Here is a 17,154-nt window from a genome sequence, read left to right as displayed (position 1 = left end):
GAGTAGGTCATATGAAGAAGATTATTATCGGTGAGCATATAGTAAAATCATTCGGTGAGGGCGATGAACAGCGAAATGTTCTCGACGGAGTATCTGTTGAAATAAACGAAGGTGAGTTCGTTTCGGTTATGGGACCTTCAGGATCTGGAAAATCGACGCTGATGTTTTCACTGAGCGGAACGGATAGCGTTAATGGTGGTAAGGTCATTTTTGACGATAAGGATCTATCAGCGGCCGTAGAGAATGAGCTTTCAGATATACGTAGAAATAAAATGGGATTTGTTTACCAGCAGCCGATAATGCTTAAAAATCTAAACATTCTCGACAACATTATCTTGCCGTCAGTGAGGGATAACAGAAAAAACGTTGCAAAAATTTCGAAGAAGGCAAGCGCGCTTATGAAAAAGCTAGGTATTGCTGAGCTTGAAAAGCGCGACATTACACAGGTTTCGGGAGGTCAGCTTCAGCGTGCGGGCATATGCCGCGCGCTTATGAACAGCCCGAAGATTATCTTCGGCGACGAACCGACAGGCGCGCTCAACTCAAAATCTGCGCAGGAGGTTATGGACATATTTTCCGAAATCAATGCGGAAGGTACCGCAGTTATGCTTGTTACTCACGACGCAAAAATTGCCGCTCGGACGGAACGTGTTATGTTTATGCTTGACGGAAAAATTGTGAGTGAACTGAAGCTTCCGAAGTTTGATGGGACGGATATTGAAGGCAGAATGGAAGCTGTAACGGTGAAAATGCGGGAAATAGGAATATGATTTAAATGATGTATTTTGATGGAGGGCATAGGGGGGATTTTCATGATGATACTTCAAAATTTAAATTTAGCTGTAAGGTTCCTATTAGAATTATGTGCTTTAGCAGCAGTTGGATATTGGGGATTTCAAAAAGGAAATAGCACAATGATAAAGTGGGTGTTAGGGATTGGGGCACCAATAATAATTGCGGGCGTGTGGGGAGTATTCGGTTCACCTAATGCAATAATCAAGTTACCAATGACAATGCATTTATTACTAGAATTACTTGTATTTGGAATAACGACTATTGCGCTCTATGCAGCTGGGAAACTACAACTAGCATGGATATATGGAATATGTGTAGTCATAAATTCATTGCTGATGTTTGTGTGGAAACAATGATGTAATGTAACTTGCTAAATCAGAAATACCAGTAAATACAAATGAAAGAATTTTAATTGCTCACAAATGCTTTTGTGAGCATTTTTTTGTTTTAGAGGATTTTACAAATAATAACTTTATCATTTACTAAAATATCATATGGACGGTAATATGGAAGTTAAAGTATGATTAAAAATGAGAAAATTTTAATAGTTTATTTAATTAAGGATTCTAACAAATGATCCATTTAAAACTAGCAAATTAGGAGGGTTTATGAGATTTCGAACGAAGCTCTATACGAGCATAGGATCATTACTTTTGTTCATTACGATTATCGTTATAATACTAATGAACATGCTTGAACAGTCGACAGTTAAAATGAATGTTGTGATTAATGATTTAAATGAGAGAATCGAAATTGCTTCCACGATTAAGGATGAGACTGCAATTACATCAAAAGTGTTAAATACGATATTGAATGATCGTGAAGGGGAAATAAATTCAGACCTATTGAACGCATGGGGAAACTCAAATTCAAATTTACAAGTTGCGATTGACTCACTGAAGAGAAGGGACACCCAAGTGAAATCTCAGGAACTCATTGGTAAACTTAAAATCTTACATGAATCTTATCGAAATATGGGGCAGCAAGCTTTGATGGAAAGAAAAATCAATCCTAACGCTGAACTTACTCCAGCTTTTTTGAATGATATTGAACTATATAGTCAGAGGATGGTTCAAATCGCAGAACTGCTTCATGGCTTACAAGAACAAGGGATGAAGAATGAACTATTACGTTCTAAAGATACTTATACTTGGGCAGTTGAAAATATTTATATATATCTTGTCATCGGCTTAATCATCGGTATAGGTTTTGCCATTTGGATCATAAAAAGCACCAGCAACAACCTTAATAAGGTAACAGACGTGATGAAACAGGCAGCGGCGAGTGATTTTGATACATTACCACGTATAGATATTACCTCAAAAGGGGAACTGGGTGAAATCGCTGTGGGCTTTAATAAAATGGCCCAAGCACTTGAGAAACATAGTAGAATCGAGAAACAAGTAAAAGAAGAAGCAGAAGAGTTGAGCTGGCTGAATACAAAAATTGCTGAAATTGCAACTTTGTACCCGGAAGTAGAAAATGTCCAGATGTTAGCCGATATGCTAATCAGAAAGCTAGTACCTATGGTAGGAGCGAGCTACGGCGTCTTCTATTTAAAGGAAATTAACAAGATTGACCAGTATTTAACAAGAATGTCTTCCTTTGCCTCTAAAGCTTTAGATCAAGAACGAAAACAATTTCGTTTAGGAGAGGGACTAATTGGGCAATGTGCTCTTTCAAAGCGTTCCATCCATATAAACCAAGTTCCCGACGATTATTTAAAAATCGGTTCAGGTCTAGGAGAAGCTTCTCCTAAAACGATTATGATTTTACCAGTAATATTTGAAGACTTAGTACTTGCGGTGATTGAAATTGCCTCTTTTGAGACGTTAACTCCTTTACAAATAAAGCTGCTTGAAGAAGTGAATAACAATTTGGGTATTAAGATTAATAGTATTATCAACCACATGAAGGTTGAAAAGCTTTTGCAAGAATCACAAGCATTAACAGAAGAGCTGCAAGCCCAATCTGAGGAACTCCAGATGCAGCAAGAGGAGTTAAGGACGACAAATGAAAAACTAGAGGAACAATATGAAGCGTCTAAACAAAGGAACTTTGAAATACAGGAGGTCAGTGCGGCGCTTGAAGAAAAAGCACAGCAGTTGCTGCTTAGTTCTAAATATAAATCTGAGTTTCTATCAAATATGTCCCATGAACTAAGAACTCCTCTAAATAGTTTGCTCATTCTAGCACAAATCCTCTCTGAAAATGGAGAAGGGAATCTGACACCTAAGCAACAGGAATACATTAAAACCATTTACTCTTCCGGTAATGATTTATTGAACTTAATCAATGATATTTTAGATTTGGCAAAAGTAGAGTCTGGAAAACTAGATGTGATTTCAAAGGAAGTAGACCTAAATGAGGTAAGTGATTTTATCTATAGTCAATTCTCTCCGATTGCAAATCAAAAGAAGGTTCATTTTACAATCGAAATGGGCAGTGAATTGCCAAAGACTTTCCTAACGGATGAACAACGATTACAGCAAATCTTAAAAAATCTCCTGTCCAATGCGTTTAAATTTACGGAAAGTGGCAGTGTCACATTACAAATCAGCAAGGTCATGAAAAGCTTCACCAGGAATATAGGGGAAGAACATCATTTTGAACAAATGTTTGCTTTTTCCGTGATGGATACGGGTATTGGAATTGAGAAAGAAAAACAAGAGAGTATTTTTGAGGCTTTCAAACAAGCAGATGGCACGACAAGCCGGAAATATGGCGGTACGGGATTAGGCTTATCCATTAGCCGGGAACTTGCTTCTTTATTAGGCGGGTTTATAGAAGTTTCAAGTGAAATTGGGAAGGGAAGTACATTTACGTTATTTTTGCCATACGGTCAAATAAATAGCAAAATAGTGCAATTATCTACGGCTCGAACGGAAGCAGCTGTCAGTTTAGAAGCGAACTACTTAGTGAACAGTAATGATCAAGTTTTAAAGAAAGAGTCCATCATCAAACATGGGAAATCAATCCTGAAAAACAAGAAAATTCTTATCGTCGATGATGATATCCGTAATGTATATGCTTTAACGATTGCGCTTGAAAATCATGATATGGAGATCTTGGTTGCCGAAAACGGCAGGGAAGCGTTGGAAGTTCTAAAGGATCATCCTAATACCGACCTGATTTTAATGGATATCATGATGCCGGAGATGGATGGGTTTGAGGCAATCCAACATATTCGTAAGATAAGCATTTTTGAAACCATACCGATCATTGCCCTTACAGCAAAGGCGATGAAACACAGCAGGGAAGAATGCCTGGAGGCAGGAGCTACCGATTATATTAGTAAACCGATTAACTTGGACCAGTTGTTCTCGTTAATGCAAGTTTGGCTGTTCACGAAGGAGGGGTAGATTATCGCACAGGTAAAATCACATGAATCTAGTAAACTAGTACAGGCTGAAGAAATCGAGAAGATTGAAATCGATTTATTACTTGAAGCTATATTTCGATATTATGGGTATGATTTTAGAAATTATGCCTTTCCTTTCATCCAAAGGAGGATTAATCATCGCGTTCAGCTTGAGAGACTAGCAAGTATATCAGCTCTTCAGGAAAAAATCCTTCGTGAACCTGGTGTGATGGCAAATGTACTATCCGACTTTTCAATTAATGTTACCGAGATGTTTCGGGATCCAGCCTTTTTTAAGAGTATCCGGACAAAGGTGATCCCTTTAATAAAGGATTATCCTTCGATTAAAATTTGGCATGTTGGATGTTCTTCAGGTGAGGAAGTGTATTCAATGGCGATACTCCTGCATGAAGAAGGCATCTACGATAAAACAAGAATCTATGCAACCGATTTAAATAAGAATATTCTCGAAAAAGCAAAACAGGGAACATTCCCTTTAGAAGGTATGAAGCTCTATACCAAAAACTATATTGAAGCAGGAGGGAAGCAGGCCTTTTCTGAATATTATAAAGCCATTGACGATAAGGTTTGGTTCAACCCATTTCTTCAGAAAAATATGGTCTTTGCCCAGCATAATGTAGTATCAGACCATTCTTTTAACGAGTTTGATATGATTATATGCCGAAATGTTCTCATCTATTTTAATAAGAATCTTCAAAATGATGTTCATCAATTAATATACGAAAGCCTTAGCACCTCAGGTTTTCTTGGCTTAGGAAAAAGAGAGGGGGTTAAATTTACACGTTATGGAGACTGTTATGGAGAGTTTGATGGACCCGAAAGGCTCTATCGAAAAATTAAATAATACACCTGTTCAAAAGGTAAATATTTTAATGGTGGATGATCACCCAGAGAACCTTCTGGCATTAGAAGCAGTGCTCACTTCACCGAACTACAACCTGATTAGCGCCCATTCAGGAAAAGAAGCGTTAAAATGCATGCTTCAACATGATTTTGCTGTGATTTTACTAGACGTTCAAATGCCGGGACTTAATGGGTTTGATACTGCCAAGCTTATAAAGGCGAGAGAAAAAACAAAAAATATCCCGATTATTTTTATTACAGCGATTAATCAAGAAATGGAACATGTTCATCAAGGATACTCCGTTGGTGCGATCGATTACATTTTTAAACCCTTTCAGCCGGAAACATTGAAAAAGAAAATTGAACAGTTTGTCAAAATCCATCAAAATCATCAAGAAACGATCATTCAAACCGATCTAGGACATTTACTTGAACTAAATAAAGTCAACAAACGGCTAGATAGAACCACCCTAAATTTACATCGGACAGAGGCCTTATCAAAAGCGATAAGTGAAACGATAACCGATACCATTGTCACGTTTGATAATCAGGGTTCGATTCTTTCCGTGAATCCAGCCGTCAAAAGCATGTTTGGTTACCAGGTGGAGGAATTGATGGAAAAACATGTTCTGAAGCTTTTTCCTAAATGGGAGGATGAAGTGTTATGTGACTCGTCACTCTCACTCGCACTCTTACTCCAATCTACGCTTAGACAATCGGTAGGAAAAATCATTGAAGTAGTTGCTTGTCGAAAGGATAAAAGCTGCTTCTACGCGGATCTGTTAATTGCATCCACCATCATTGAGGATGAACAGATTTTTGTTTGTACGATACGTGATGTAACAGAAAGAAAGCAAATAGAAGAAGTGAAAAGACAGAGATTTACGAATTTGGAACAGATTGTCGAAGAGCGGACGCTTGAGCTGACCATGTCAAATATAAAACTGCAAAAAGAAATTGATGAACGAAAAAGAATGGCTGACCACCTGTTCCACACCCAAGAGAGATTTCGAAAAATCTTTGAATCCAGTCCTTGCTTAATGGCGATTTTATCGCAGCAGGATCTAACTTTTATGGAGGTTAATGCCAGCTGGACAAAAAATACTGGTTATAGCTGTGATGAATTGATTCATCAAAAAGCTAGTAGTAAGAATTTGATTGATGATGTAACGGAAACCTATATTGATTTAAATAAAAAGGTTAGTAACAAGAAAGTCAGGTTTAAGACGAAGAATGGGGAAATTCGATCAGGTTTATTATCTACCGAATTAATCGATATCCATTCTGAACCATGTATACTGATTGTTTTGACCGATATGACGGACAGGGTACACCTCGAAAATGAAATGTATCGACTGGACCGATTAAATTTAATCGGCGAAATGGCAGCAGGTATTGCACATGAGATCAGAAACCCGATGACAACCGTTCAAGGATTTTTACAATTAACAAGGAATAAAGCAGACAATTTATCTACTGAAATCATCGATTTAATGCTAGAGGAATTGAAAAGAGCAAACTCGATTATCACAGAATTTTTGAATCTAGCAAAAAATAAAATCAGTGTCAAAAAGAAGCGAAATTTGAACTCCATTATTGAAGCTTTATCTCCGCTGATTCAAGCGGAAGCGTTCCGATCGAATAAACAGCTTAAGCTTGAATTAGGAGAATGTCCAGACATTTCCCTGGATGAAAAGGAAATTCGCCAGCTCATCTTGAATATCTCCTTAAATGGATTGGATGCCATGACTTCTAGCGGAAATTTAACGATAAAAACCTATAAGGACAACGCCACAGTAGTTCTGCAAATAAAAGATGAAGGCCAGGGAATCAGCCCAGAGGTATTGTCTAAATTGGGGACACCTTTCTTCACGACCAAGGAAACAGGAACAGGTTTAGGGTTGGCCATTTGTTACAGTGTAGCAAAACGGCATGATGCCAAGATTGAAATTGAAACCGGTGATGATGGGACCACTTTCTCTGCTCGATTTCAGCTCATTCCCAGCCTAACTAACGATTAATTTCATTTTTGAACTTAGAAGAAAGGGGAAGGAGGCCGTGTTGAAGAAAGGGAAAATAATTTTGGTTATTATTGCTGTCATATCTGTCATGGTTCTAGGTTTTATATCCGTAACATTAGCTGATAAAAAGCCGACTGTGATTGTTGTGTTAAAAGGTGGAGACACACAATATTGGAGAATTATGAAAGCGGGAATGGAAAAAGGGTTTAAAGACTTTGGCATCAATGGAAAGGTGCTTGTTCCTAGTGAATCAACAACGCAGGAACAAGTAGATTTATTAATCAAGACATACAAAGAAAAGCCTGATGTTATCATTACGGCACCTATCAGTTCATCTGTAAGCCCAACATTAGAAACGTTTAAGGATGTTCCGATATTGCTAGTAAATACCGATATTCCAATTAAGAACAAAACAGCGTATATCGGAACCAATAATCTGGAATTAGGTAAAAAGGCAGGAGCCTTTCTAGCCTCGCAGCTGCAACCAGGGAATAAGATTGCCATTCTCGGAGGAGATTTGTCTAATTCCGTTTTTGAGGAGCGGATAGAAGGAGCTAAAATTTCTTTACCAAATGCAGGAATCAAAATCGCATATATAAAAACAGGCATACCAGATGATCCCAAAAAGATTCAAAGTGTGATAACAAAGCTTATGCGTGTTCAGCCTGATATTAAGGGTGTCTTGACCACACATGACACGCTCGCGTTACTTGTAATTAAGGAGTTAGAGGAACAAGGACTCTCGATACCTGTGATTGGACCGGATGGTCTTACCGAAATGCTTGAATTAATTGCAGATGAAACCCTTCCTGGTACCATGGCACAAAACCCATATGATATGGGATATTTAAGCGTTGAAACAGCCATGAAAGTGATAAAGGGAGAAAATGTGGAAAAGTTCGTGGACAGTGGTGTAGATATAATCATAAAAGAGAATGCGCAACATAGATTAAATTTTTATGAGAAAATTGTGAAGTAAACTCCAGAGAACTTCAGAGGGACGGGTCTTTTGGTACACGTTAGGCAAAAAGTGGACCAAAAGAACCGTCCCCATGGTTTCTCTTAAAAATGAAAGCCTTTTCATTTAATGGAACCTTCAGTATAATGAATCTATTAATCTACAGAATAGCAAAAGTCAATATTCATTCTTTCATTTCACTCGTATATAAGATTTGCTTTGGTCTTAATTAAATAAGATAAAAGGGAGCACTGGAATGAAAATGCTAAAACTAAATGACGTATTACATATTCGCCAGGAGAATGAATTATGGTTTGCCAACAATGAAAGATCTGTTTTTGTTTCGACCAAGGCTTTCGGGGTGATGCAGCGTGATTTAATTGAGAATATCGGGATTAATCGGATGAAAACCTTTTTTTTTAAGTATGGCTATCAATTGGGAGCTGAAGATGCCCAAGAGGTAGCAAAAAGAGACTCTTTGAGTTTATTTGAAAAAATTGAATATGGTCCGATTATTCATGCCTTAAAAGGACATACGAAAGCCCGCATTACCGAAAAAGATATTGAAGTGGATGGAAAGGATATTAAATCGTTTCGCCTTAAAGGAGTTTGGGAAAATTCTTATGAAGCGGAACAACATCTTCAAAATTTTGGGATTAGCGAAGGGCCTGTTTGTAATACGTTAACTGGTTATGCCACGGGATATATTGCTGGTTTGGTTGGAGTAAGCGTCTTTTTCAAAGAATTGCAATGTCAGGGACAAGGGGCCTCGTGTTGTGTTTGGGAAGGGCGTCTTGTTTCGGAATGGAAGGAAGAAGCGGAGGAATTCTTTTCTTATAGTAAAGAACTGCCGATTTTGAAAGAACTGGAGCAAACAAACGAAAAGCTCATGCTGGAAAGAAATAATCTCGAATTTGTGTCGAAAACATACAATGAGATGACCAATGAGCTAATCAAGGGTAATAGCATTGATTCGATTCTCAACATTTTACATGAACAAAATCACTTACCGATTGTCGTGGAGGATATTCGTCAACATGTCATAGCATGTAAAGGCATCACCATAGAAGACTTTGAATCAATTAGAGGTACAATTTCTGTGAATCCAGATAAGAAGCAATGCCATTCCAAGGTGGGCATTTTCTCGTTTGAAAAGGGGATTAGTCTGAAGACTCCAATCTATCTATTAGGAAAGATTGTAGGTCATTGTTCTTTTCTATACGAACGAGTAAGAACCCCTAAATATGAGATTGATTCGATGATTCTTGATCGCTTAGCGTCGATTTGCTCGCTGCTGTTTTTAAAGGAAAAAACAGAAGTAGAATCGATGGAACAAGTGAAAGGTCATTTTCTTGAAGAAATTATTAGTGGGAAATATACGCAACAAGAAATCATGAGAAAAGCAGATTTTATTCAGTTAGATCTTTCCGATCACTACCATATAGTGGCATTGACCTACAAGTTTTTAAATACATGTGATGAAAAGGAATTCACGCTTCATAAAAAAACATATGAAATGGTGTCTGCTTACTTTCGAGAAGAAAAAAACCTCAATGTGCTAATCGGCCAGCAGCCTGACATCTTAATTTTCCTCATTACCGAGAAACAAGTCACCCAGCAAAACTTTGAGAAAACGATCCGGGCTTTAGTCTCCTTTTTAAAGAAGAGAATAAAAAATGCTCTATTCCTAGCAGGTATAAGCTCAGAAAACAGCAACATCCTTGAAGCAGGGGTTGCAATGGAAGAAGCACGTTCAGCAGTAAGGCTATCTTCTAGGGATGAACCGATTACGCTTTTTAGTGATTTAGGTATGCTTGGAATCTTGATCAATGTCCAAAATGAACAAGCCATCAAGAAAATGATCCGAGATCATCTTGGGGTTCTGTACGAGAATCTCGATAAGAATAAACTGGAGTTGATTGATACGCTCTACCATTTTCTTGAGCAGGGTGGAAACTTGGATCAAACAGCGGAAACCCTAGCACTATCTAAAAGCGGACTTCGGTATCGTCTCAACAAAATTACCGATCTTCTTGATAGAGACTTGCGTGATCCACAAAGACAATTTCATTTGATGATGGCTTTAAAAGCATTGAAAATTGTTGAGCATGAAAGAATCAAAAAAATTCAAGCAGAGTAAATGTTATTACTCGGAACAAAGAATCACAGGAGAATAAAAAACTTGAAATCTATTCATTTAAGAATTAGCCGGCTTACCCACAGGAATTCATACTGCATTTTTCGCGAAACTGACACAAAGTAGTAGTATTTACTTAGTTTTCTATCATTTTGTGCTATTGTTTTGAATTTTCAGATAAATTATTATAAACATAGTGATGGACAGATTTGTCACACTTTAAATAGTAATTTAAGAATGGAGCTGAAGGTATGTACACAGGTAAAGAATATTTGGAAAGTCTCAATGACGGTAGGGTAGTTTATTTAAACGGAGAAAAAATTAAAGATGTCACAACACATCCAGCTTATCGGAATTCTGCTCGTTCATACGCGAGAATGTATGATGCGCTTCATGATCCAGCAACACGTGATATCTTAACGACAACAACCGAATTTGGCGACAGAACACATAAATTCTTCAAAACTCCTACTAGCTCGCAGGATTTGCTAGAAGCAAGAGATGCAATTGCCGAGTGGGCAAAACTTAGCTATGGATTTATGGGACGTACCCCTGATTATAAAGCATCGTTTATTGGTAACTTAAATGCATTAGGCGATTATTATGTAGGATTTGAAGATAATGCAAAAGCTTGGTACAAGAAAGCAACGAAAGAGCTTCCTTTTATTAACCATACGATTATCAATCCACAAGTAGATCGTTCGAAACCACTACATGAAAATAAAGATGTGTTTGTTCGTGCTGTGGCTGAGAAGGATGATGGTATTATTGTAAGCGGTGCCAAAATGGTTGGTACAGCTGCAGCTTTAACTCATTATAATTTTGTGGCAAACTATGGACCTATGGGATTAGGCGAAGATGATAACAGTCATGCACTAATCTTTTTCGTACCAATGAATGCTCCTGGTGTAAAAATGATTAGCCGTCAATCCTATGAGTTAATAGCAGCAACGAACGGTACACCATTCGACTATCCGCTCTCAAGCCGTTTTGACGAAAATGATGCCGTCATCGTGTTAGATAATGTGTTTATTCCATGGGAAGATGTGCTTTGTTATAGGAATAATGAAATTGCGAATAATTTCGTACCTCAAAGTGGATTTGTTAACCGTTTTACCTTCCATGGTTGTACTCGTCTTGCTGTAAAATTGGATTTCATGACAGGACTACTATTAAAGGCAACTGAAGCGGCTGGCACAAAGAACTTTAGAGGTGTACAAGCTCAGATTGGAGAAGTCGTTGCCCTTCGCAATATGTTCTGGGGGCTATCTACATCGATGGCTGCTGCTCCAGAAAAAGGTCCAAACGGACTCGTTATTCCAAATGGCGCATCAAGTGCTGCTTATCGCGCTTTGGCACCAAGTAGTTGGGTGAGGGTCAAAAATATATTTGAGCAAGTGGTTGCAGGTGGTTTAATTCAATTACCATCTAGTGCTAAAGATTTTCTAAACCCAGAAATTAAGACTTATTTAGACCGCTATTATCGGGGAACAGGCATCGATTCAGAGGATCGTGTGAAATTATTAAAAATGGTTTGGGATACGATTGGTACTGAATTTGGGGGACGTCATGAACTCTATGAAGTCAACTATGCTGGAAACCATGAAAATATTCGAATGGAAGCCTTATTCCATTTTGAGGCAACAGGTTTAGCGGACCAACAAAAAGCATTTGTCGATTCTGCATTAAACGATTACGACCTTAATGGCTGGACTAACAAAACCTGGGCAGAGGCTTCGGAAAAAGAAACCGTTGCAAAATCATAAAGTAGAGGGAGATCCGCTCATATTCTTTAAGGGCAATGATTGCTCGTTATCGCCTGAAGTGAATTTCGTAAATAAGTAGTCTATTTTAATTAATATAAATAATAGGGGGATTAACATGACTTCATACCAGGAACCAATTTTTGATGTAGCACAGCTTGCTCACGTGGAAATTCTATCTCCGAAGCTTGAAAAATCAGTTGAATTTTTTACAAGATTTCTTGGAATGGAAGTAACCGCTCGTTCTGAAAAATCCGTCTATCTTCGTGCTTACGAGGATTTCTATCACAATACGTTAATCATCACAGAATCCGAACAAGCAGGAGTCGGACATATCGCTTGGCGTGCCACTTCCCCGCAAGCACTTTTGCGCCGTGTGGAGGAAATTGAAAAAACGGGATTAGGGAAAGGCTGGATCGATGGAGATATCGGACATGGAAGGGCTTACCAATTTACCAATCCTGATGGTCATTTAATGGAAATTCTTTGGGATGTTGAGTATTACCATGTGGAAGAGGGACAAAGATCTAAACTATTAAATCGACCATCCAAACGCCCAGATCGTGGCGTGCCGGTTCGCCGCTTAGATCATATTAATCTGATGACTTCGAATCCACTCGCCGATACGGATTTTTTGATTGACAATCTCGGTTTTCGATTGAGAGAGCAAATTCAAGATAATGGTCATGTGCTAGGGAGCTGGATTAGTGTTTCCAATCTCGTTCATGAAATTGCCTATATGCAAGAACCTAACGGTGAAAAAGGGAAGCTGCATCATCTTTGCTACTGGTATGGAATTCCCCAAAATCTTTATGATGTGGCGGATTTGCTTAAAGACCATGGTGTTAGTATTGAAGTTCCTCCGAATAAGCATGGAATCAGCCAAGCGTTTTGTATGTATGTAATTGAACCAGGCGGAAACCGCATTGAATTGTTCGGAGATGCAGGTTATATCATCACTGACCCAGCATGGAAGCCGGTGATTTGGGATATGAAGGACGTTCCTGGCAATGGCGACACTTGGATTGGAACAGATTTCCCAGTATCTTGGTGGACACAAGGAACACCGCTCACACCTGTGAAATCAGAGGAAGTCGCGAAGTCTTAATAGATTGATAGGATTAGTGACAAGTAGGTTTACTTTACGTTAACCCCAAGGGCAAGTGTTTCCTTTTTTTGAATAGGAACCTTTCGACTTTGTTGAAAGAAACGCTTGCCTAAAGGGTTGGTTTACATATGAGCTACCAAATTAGTCTTTTTAGCTCTTCTTTTGAGAGTCTATGAGGAAAACTTACTTTTTCCAGTAACCAAGTCTCTCGGAAATTAATTCTCCGGAACGGATCAATTCACTAGCAAAATACTGTATCCGTTGTTTGGAGATTCGCGAACTAGGTCCTACTAGGTTAATAGCAGCAATGACTTTTCCGGTATGGTCTCTGACTGGTGCCGATACGGATGTCCGTCCAATGGTATATTCATCGACACTAACAGAATAGCCGTGCTTTAAGATCGTTTTCAACTCTTGCCGGAATCTATCTGGGTCTATAATCGTTTTCGGTGTGATTGCATTGAGCCCATTTTGAATCACCAGATCAACTAAGTGGGTGCCACTATGCGCAAGAAGAAGTTTTCCTGAACTCGTACAGTGAGCATAGTTATGAAATCCTAAGTGAGATGGTACTTTATTCGAGGTTTTACTTTCGACTTTGTCTAAATAGACAACATGATTCCCATCTAAAATCGCCAGGTGGGCGGTTTCCCCACATTTATTGGCAAGGTCGGTTAGAATCGGATGTGCTTCCGTATGCAAATCGATGTTGCCTAGGACAATGGAGCTCAATTCAACAACGGAGAGACCCAATTCATATTTATTGGTCTCTTTATTTTTTTGTACTAAACCCTCGGATGCAAGGGTTGTAAGAATTCTTTGGACACTGCTTTTTCCTAGTCCAAGCTCATTCGCTAGTTCACGTACCCCTTTTTGCGGATTATTCATTTTAAAAGCACGCAGGATTCTAATGGCATTTTTTACAGAAGAGAGCAGCTTTTCTTGTTCTTGTATCATATTTTCCTCCGAATATAAAAAATTATATAAAAATTCAGAAATTGTCCCGTATAAAGGGACAATGGTGTTGTTAGTAGCTTGCCAACCCCTTAAAATAAAAGTATACATCAGGTTCTAGACAATTAAGAAAGATTTGGTGCCGAATATTATGAAAACGGTACCACTTTTCAGTATATTTCGTCAATATGATTTGTTCATGTTTTACAAAACAAAAATTTAGGAGGAACAGGGCATGACTAATTTTATCGAACCAATTTTTGATGTAGCACAACTAGCACACGTGGAGATTCTTTCTCCAAAACTGGAACAATCTGTTGAATTTTTCACAAGATTTCTAGGAATGGAAGTAACGGCTCGTTCCGGAGGTTCCGTTTATCTTCGGGCATATGAGGATTTTTACCATAATACATTAAAAATCACCGAATCAATAGAAGCGGGAGTCGGCCATATTGCTTGGCGGGCAACATCCCCACAAGCACTACAGCGCCGCGTAGAAGAAATTGAAAAAACGGGATTAGGTAAAGGCTGGATCGACGGAGATATCGGTCATGGAAAAGCTTATCAATTTACTACTCCTGATGGTCATTTAATGGAAATCCTTTGGGATGTCGAATACTACAATGTTCAAGAAGAGCAACGCTCAAAACTATTAAACCGTCCATCCAAACGTCCAGATCGTGGTGTACCGGTTCGTCGCTTGGATCATATCAATCTTATGACTTCCAATCCAGCAGCCGATACGAACTTCTTAATTGATAATCTTGGCTTCCGATTAAGAGAGCAAATTCAAGATAATGGTCATGTCCTTGGAAGCTGGATAAGCGTTTCCAATCTTGTTCATGAAATTGCTTATATGCAAGAGCCTAATAGCGTGAAAGGAAAGCTTCATCATCTTTGCTATTGGTATGGCATTCCGCAAAACCTTTATGATGTGGCTGATTTAATGAAAGATCATGATATCAAGATTGAAGTTCCTCCTAATAAGCATGGAATTTCCCAAGCGTTCTGTATGTATGTGATTGAACCAGGCGGCAACCGCATCGAATTGTTCGGAGATGCAGGCTATATCATTACGGATCCAGCTTGGAAACCAGTGATTTGGGAAATGAAAGATGTTCCTGGCAATGGCGATACTTGGATTGGAACCGATTTCCCAGTATCTTGGTGGACGCAAGGTACTCCACTAACATCAAGTGAGGCTGTTGAAGAAGAGGTTTTAAAACCTTAATTCATTGAATACTAGAAAAGCGGGGTGAAAGTTTTGACGAAAGTAAAAGTAGCGATTTTAGGATCTGGAAACATAGGAACAGACCTGATGTATAAAATTTTAAAAAGTGATGGAAACATGGAGTTAACCTTAGTGGCAGGGATTGACCAAAATTCCGAAGGACTAGCGAGAGCAAGAGAAAAGGGAATTGCAACAAGCCATCATGGAATCGATGCAATTTTGGAAGATTCTGAGATTAAGATTGTGTTTGATGCAACAAGCGCGAAAGCTCATAAGCTGAATGCGCAAGCACTAAGAGAACAAGGGAAATTAGCCGTTGATATGACCCCGGCAGCCATTGGACCGTTTGTCGTTCCAACTGTTAATTTACATGATCATCTTGAAGCGATGAATGTCAACTTGATTTCTTGCGGCGGCCAGGCAACGACTCCACTTGTTCACGCCGTCAATCGCGTGGTGCCTGTTCATTATGCAGAAGTCATTGCGACAGCGGCAAGTCTATCGATTGGGCCCGGAACAAGACAAAATGTTGATGAGTTTGTTCGCACAACGGCGAATGCGGTTCAGCAAATTGGCGGAGCGAAAATAGCAAGAGCCATTCCTGTTTTCAATCCAGCAGAGCCACCCATTAATATGACGAATTCAGTTTATGCGGTGATTAAAGAAGAATTTGATGAAGCAGCGGTCATTAAGTCGGTTCAATCGATTGCAGCTGAGATTTCTAGCTATGTTCCAGGCTATCGTTTAAAAGGTACGCCATTTGTTGATTATCGTGAAACTCCATGGGGCCGCTTGCCAACAGTAGTCATCATGAATGAAGTAATCGGAGCGGGAGATTTCTTCCCTACATATGCCGGGAATTTGGATATCATGACCGCATCCGCCTACCGAGTCGGAGATGTATATGCCGGACATTTTCTTTCTGCTAAGGAGGTAACACGATGAAGAGTCCTAGACTGACAGATACAACCCTAAGAGATGGCGATCATGCCGTTAGCCATAGTTATACGCCTGAACAGGTACGGACAATCGTAAAAGATTTAGATGAGGCCGGTGTGCCTGTTATTGAAGTGAGCCATGGCTCCGGTTTAAACGGCTCGACGATTCAGCAAGGGTTCTCCATTCATTCTGAATATGACTTGATTAAAGTGGCGGTAGAAACCGCGAAACATGCTAAAATTGCTTCATTATTCGTTCCGGGGATTGGGACGAGCAAAGAGTTAAGAGAAGCGGCTGAACTTGGCATATCTGTAATTCGAATTGCTGTTCATTGTACAGAAGCAGATGTTACGGAGCAGTACTTCCGCTTAGCGAAAGAATTAGGACTTGAAACGGTTGGTTTCCTCATGATGTCTCATACGCAGCCAGCAAGTGTGCTTGTGGAGCAGGCAAAGCTGATGGAATCGTATGGTGCCGATTGCGTTTATGTTGTTGATTCTGCAGGGGCTCTTGTTCAAAGTGGCGTTCGTGAAAGAGTGTCAGCCTTAAAAGAAGCCTTGTCCATTCAAGTCGGTTTCCACGCTCATAATAACCTTGGGTTGGCAATTGGCAATACAATAACGGCGCTTGAAGCTGGTGCCAATCAAATTGATGGAACGCTAAGAGGACTAGGGGCGGGAGCTGGTAATGCTCAAACGGAAGTCCTTGTTGCGGTGCTTAATAAAATGAACATCGAAACCGGTATTAACTTAGCGATTTTAATGGATGCTGCAGAGGAAAAGATAGCACCACTCATGCAGTCTCCAATCGTGATTGATCGAGGTAACTTATCAAGTGGCTATGCTGGAGTTTATAACAGCTTTTTATTACACGTTAAACACGCTGCGGAAAAGTTTGGTGTCGGTGTATCCGAAATTATGGAAGAGCTTGGTAAAAGGCAAGCGGTTGCTGGCCAGGAGGATTGGATTTTAGATGTAGCGGTAGAACTAGCTGAGAAAAAAGGGTTAAAAGTATAGTCCTAGG

Annotated in this window: 13 protein-coding genes; 12 read left to right on the top strand and 1 reads right to left on the bottom strand. The window is 39.3% G+C overall.

What is annotated here, in order from left to right; translation table 11 throughout:
* The first annotated feature begins 11 nt into the window (after window positions 1–11).
* The 9 genes from J2Y03_RS11615 (at window position 12) to J2Y03_RS11575 (ending at window position 13,007) form a co-directional block, all read left to right on the top strand.
* Complete coding sequence (locus J2Y03_RS11615; protein ID WP_310194196.1) at window positions 12–770, top strand: ABC transporter ATP-binding protein; 759 nt, start codon at window positions 12–14, stop codon at window positions 768–770.
* 42 nt (window positions 771–812) lie between these two features.
* The gene (locus J2Y03_RS11610; protein WP_310194194.1) at window positions 813–1,151 is read left to right on the top strand and encodes a YrdB family protein; all 339 of its coding nucleotides are present in this window, start codon (window positions 813–815) and stop codon (window positions 1,149–1,151) included.
* 252 nt (window positions 1,152–1,403) lie between these two features.
* A complete protein-coding gene (locus J2Y03_RS11605) occupies window positions 1,404–4,157 on the top strand; it encodes a response regulator (RefSeq protein ID WP_310194192.1) in 2,754 nt (917 codons plus the stop codon).
* The gene (locus tag J2Y03_RS11600) at window positions 4,158–5,021 is read left to right on the top strand and encodes a CheR family methyltransferase (protein ID WP_310194923.1); all 864 of its coding nucleotides are present in this window, start codon (window positions 4,158–4,160) and stop codon (window positions 5,019–5,021) included.
* Window positions 4,963–7,041, top strand: coding sequence for a PAS domain S-box protein (locus tag J2Y03_RS11595; RefSeq protein ID WP_310194189.1), 2,079 nt, complete (start codon window positions 4,963–4,965; stop codon window positions 7,039–7,041). Before J2Y03_RS11600 ends, J2Y03_RS11595 begins: the two co-directional genes overlap by 59 nt.
* Before the next feature lie 40 nt (window positions 7,042–7,081).
* Window positions 7,082–8,020 carry a sugar ABC transporter substrate-binding protein gene (locus tag J2Y03_RS11590; protein ID WP_310194187.1) on the top strand — a complete coding sequence of 313 codons (939 nt, stop codon included), beginning with the start codon at window positions 7,082–7,084 and terminating at the stop codon, window positions 8,018–8,020.
* 235 nt (window positions 8,021–8,255) lie between these two features.
* Window positions 8,256–10,139 (top strand): XylR N-terminal domain-containing protein, encoded by a 1,884-nt coding sequence (locus J2Y03_RS11585; protein ID WP_310194184.1) that lies wholly within the window; start codon window positions 8,256–8,258, stop codon window positions 10,137–10,139.
* Window positions 10,140–10,387: 248 nt separating this feature from the next.
* Window positions 10,388–11,902, top strand: coding sequence for a 4-hydroxyphenylacetate 3-hydroxylase family protein (locus tag J2Y03_RS11580; protein ID WP_310194181.1), 1,515 nt, complete (start codon window positions 10,388–10,390; stop codon window positions 11,900–11,902).
* Window positions 11,903–12,017: 115 nt separating this feature from the next.
* Window positions 12,018–13,007: a catechol 2,3-dioxygenase gene (locus J2Y03_RS11575; RefSeq protein WP_310194178.1), complete on the top strand. Its 990-nt coding sequence runs from the start codon at window positions 12,018–12,020 to the stop codon at window positions 13,005–13,007.
* A 183-nt stretch (window positions 13,008–13,190) separates the two neighbouring features.
* Here J2Y03_RS11575 and J2Y03_RS11570 read toward each other — a convergent pair whose 3' ends face one another.
* Window positions 13,191–13,964, bottom strand: coding sequence for an IclR family transcriptional regulator (locus tag J2Y03_RS11570; RefSeq protein WP_310194175.1), 774 nt, complete (start codon window positions 13,962–13,964; stop codon window positions 13,191–13,193).
* A gap of 232 nt (window positions 13,965–14,196) precedes the next feature.
* Here J2Y03_RS11570 and J2Y03_RS11565 point away from each other — a divergent pair, with 232 nt between their 5' ends.
* From J2Y03_RS11565 to dmpG, 3 genes are read left to right on the top strand one after another with little or no spacing between them, the layout of a single operon-like run.
* A complete protein-coding gene (locus J2Y03_RS11565) occupies window positions 14,197–15,192 on the top strand; it encodes a catechol 2,3-dioxygenase (RefSeq protein WP_310194172.1) in 996 nt (331 codons plus the stop codon).
* 33 nt (window positions 15,193–15,225) lie between these two features.
* Window positions 15,226–16,137 carry an acetaldehyde dehydrogenase (acetylating) gene (locus J2Y03_RS11560; protein ID WP_310194169.1) on the top strand — a complete coding sequence of 304 codons (912 nt, stop codon included), beginning with the start codon at window positions 15,226–15,228 and terminating at the stop codon, window positions 16,135–16,137.
* Window positions 16,134–17,147, top strand: coding sequence for a 4-hydroxy-2-oxovalerate aldolase (dmpG, locus tag J2Y03_RS11555; RefSeq protein ID WP_310194166.1), 1,014 nt, complete (start codon window positions 16,134–16,136; stop codon window positions 17,145–17,147). Before J2Y03_RS11560 ends, dmpG begins: the two co-directional genes overlap by 4 nt.
* The last annotated feature ends 7 nt before the right edge of the window (window positions 17,148–17,154 follow it).

The organism is Neobacillus niacini, assembly GCF_031457145.1.
In the GTDB taxonomy this organism is placed as follows: Bacteria; Bacillota; Bacilli; order Bacillales; family Cytobacillaceae; genus Neobacillus; species Neobacillus niacini_J.
The sequence above is the reverse complement of the archived record's forward strand: the minus strand, read 5'-3'. Positions and strand labels throughout refer to the sequence as shown.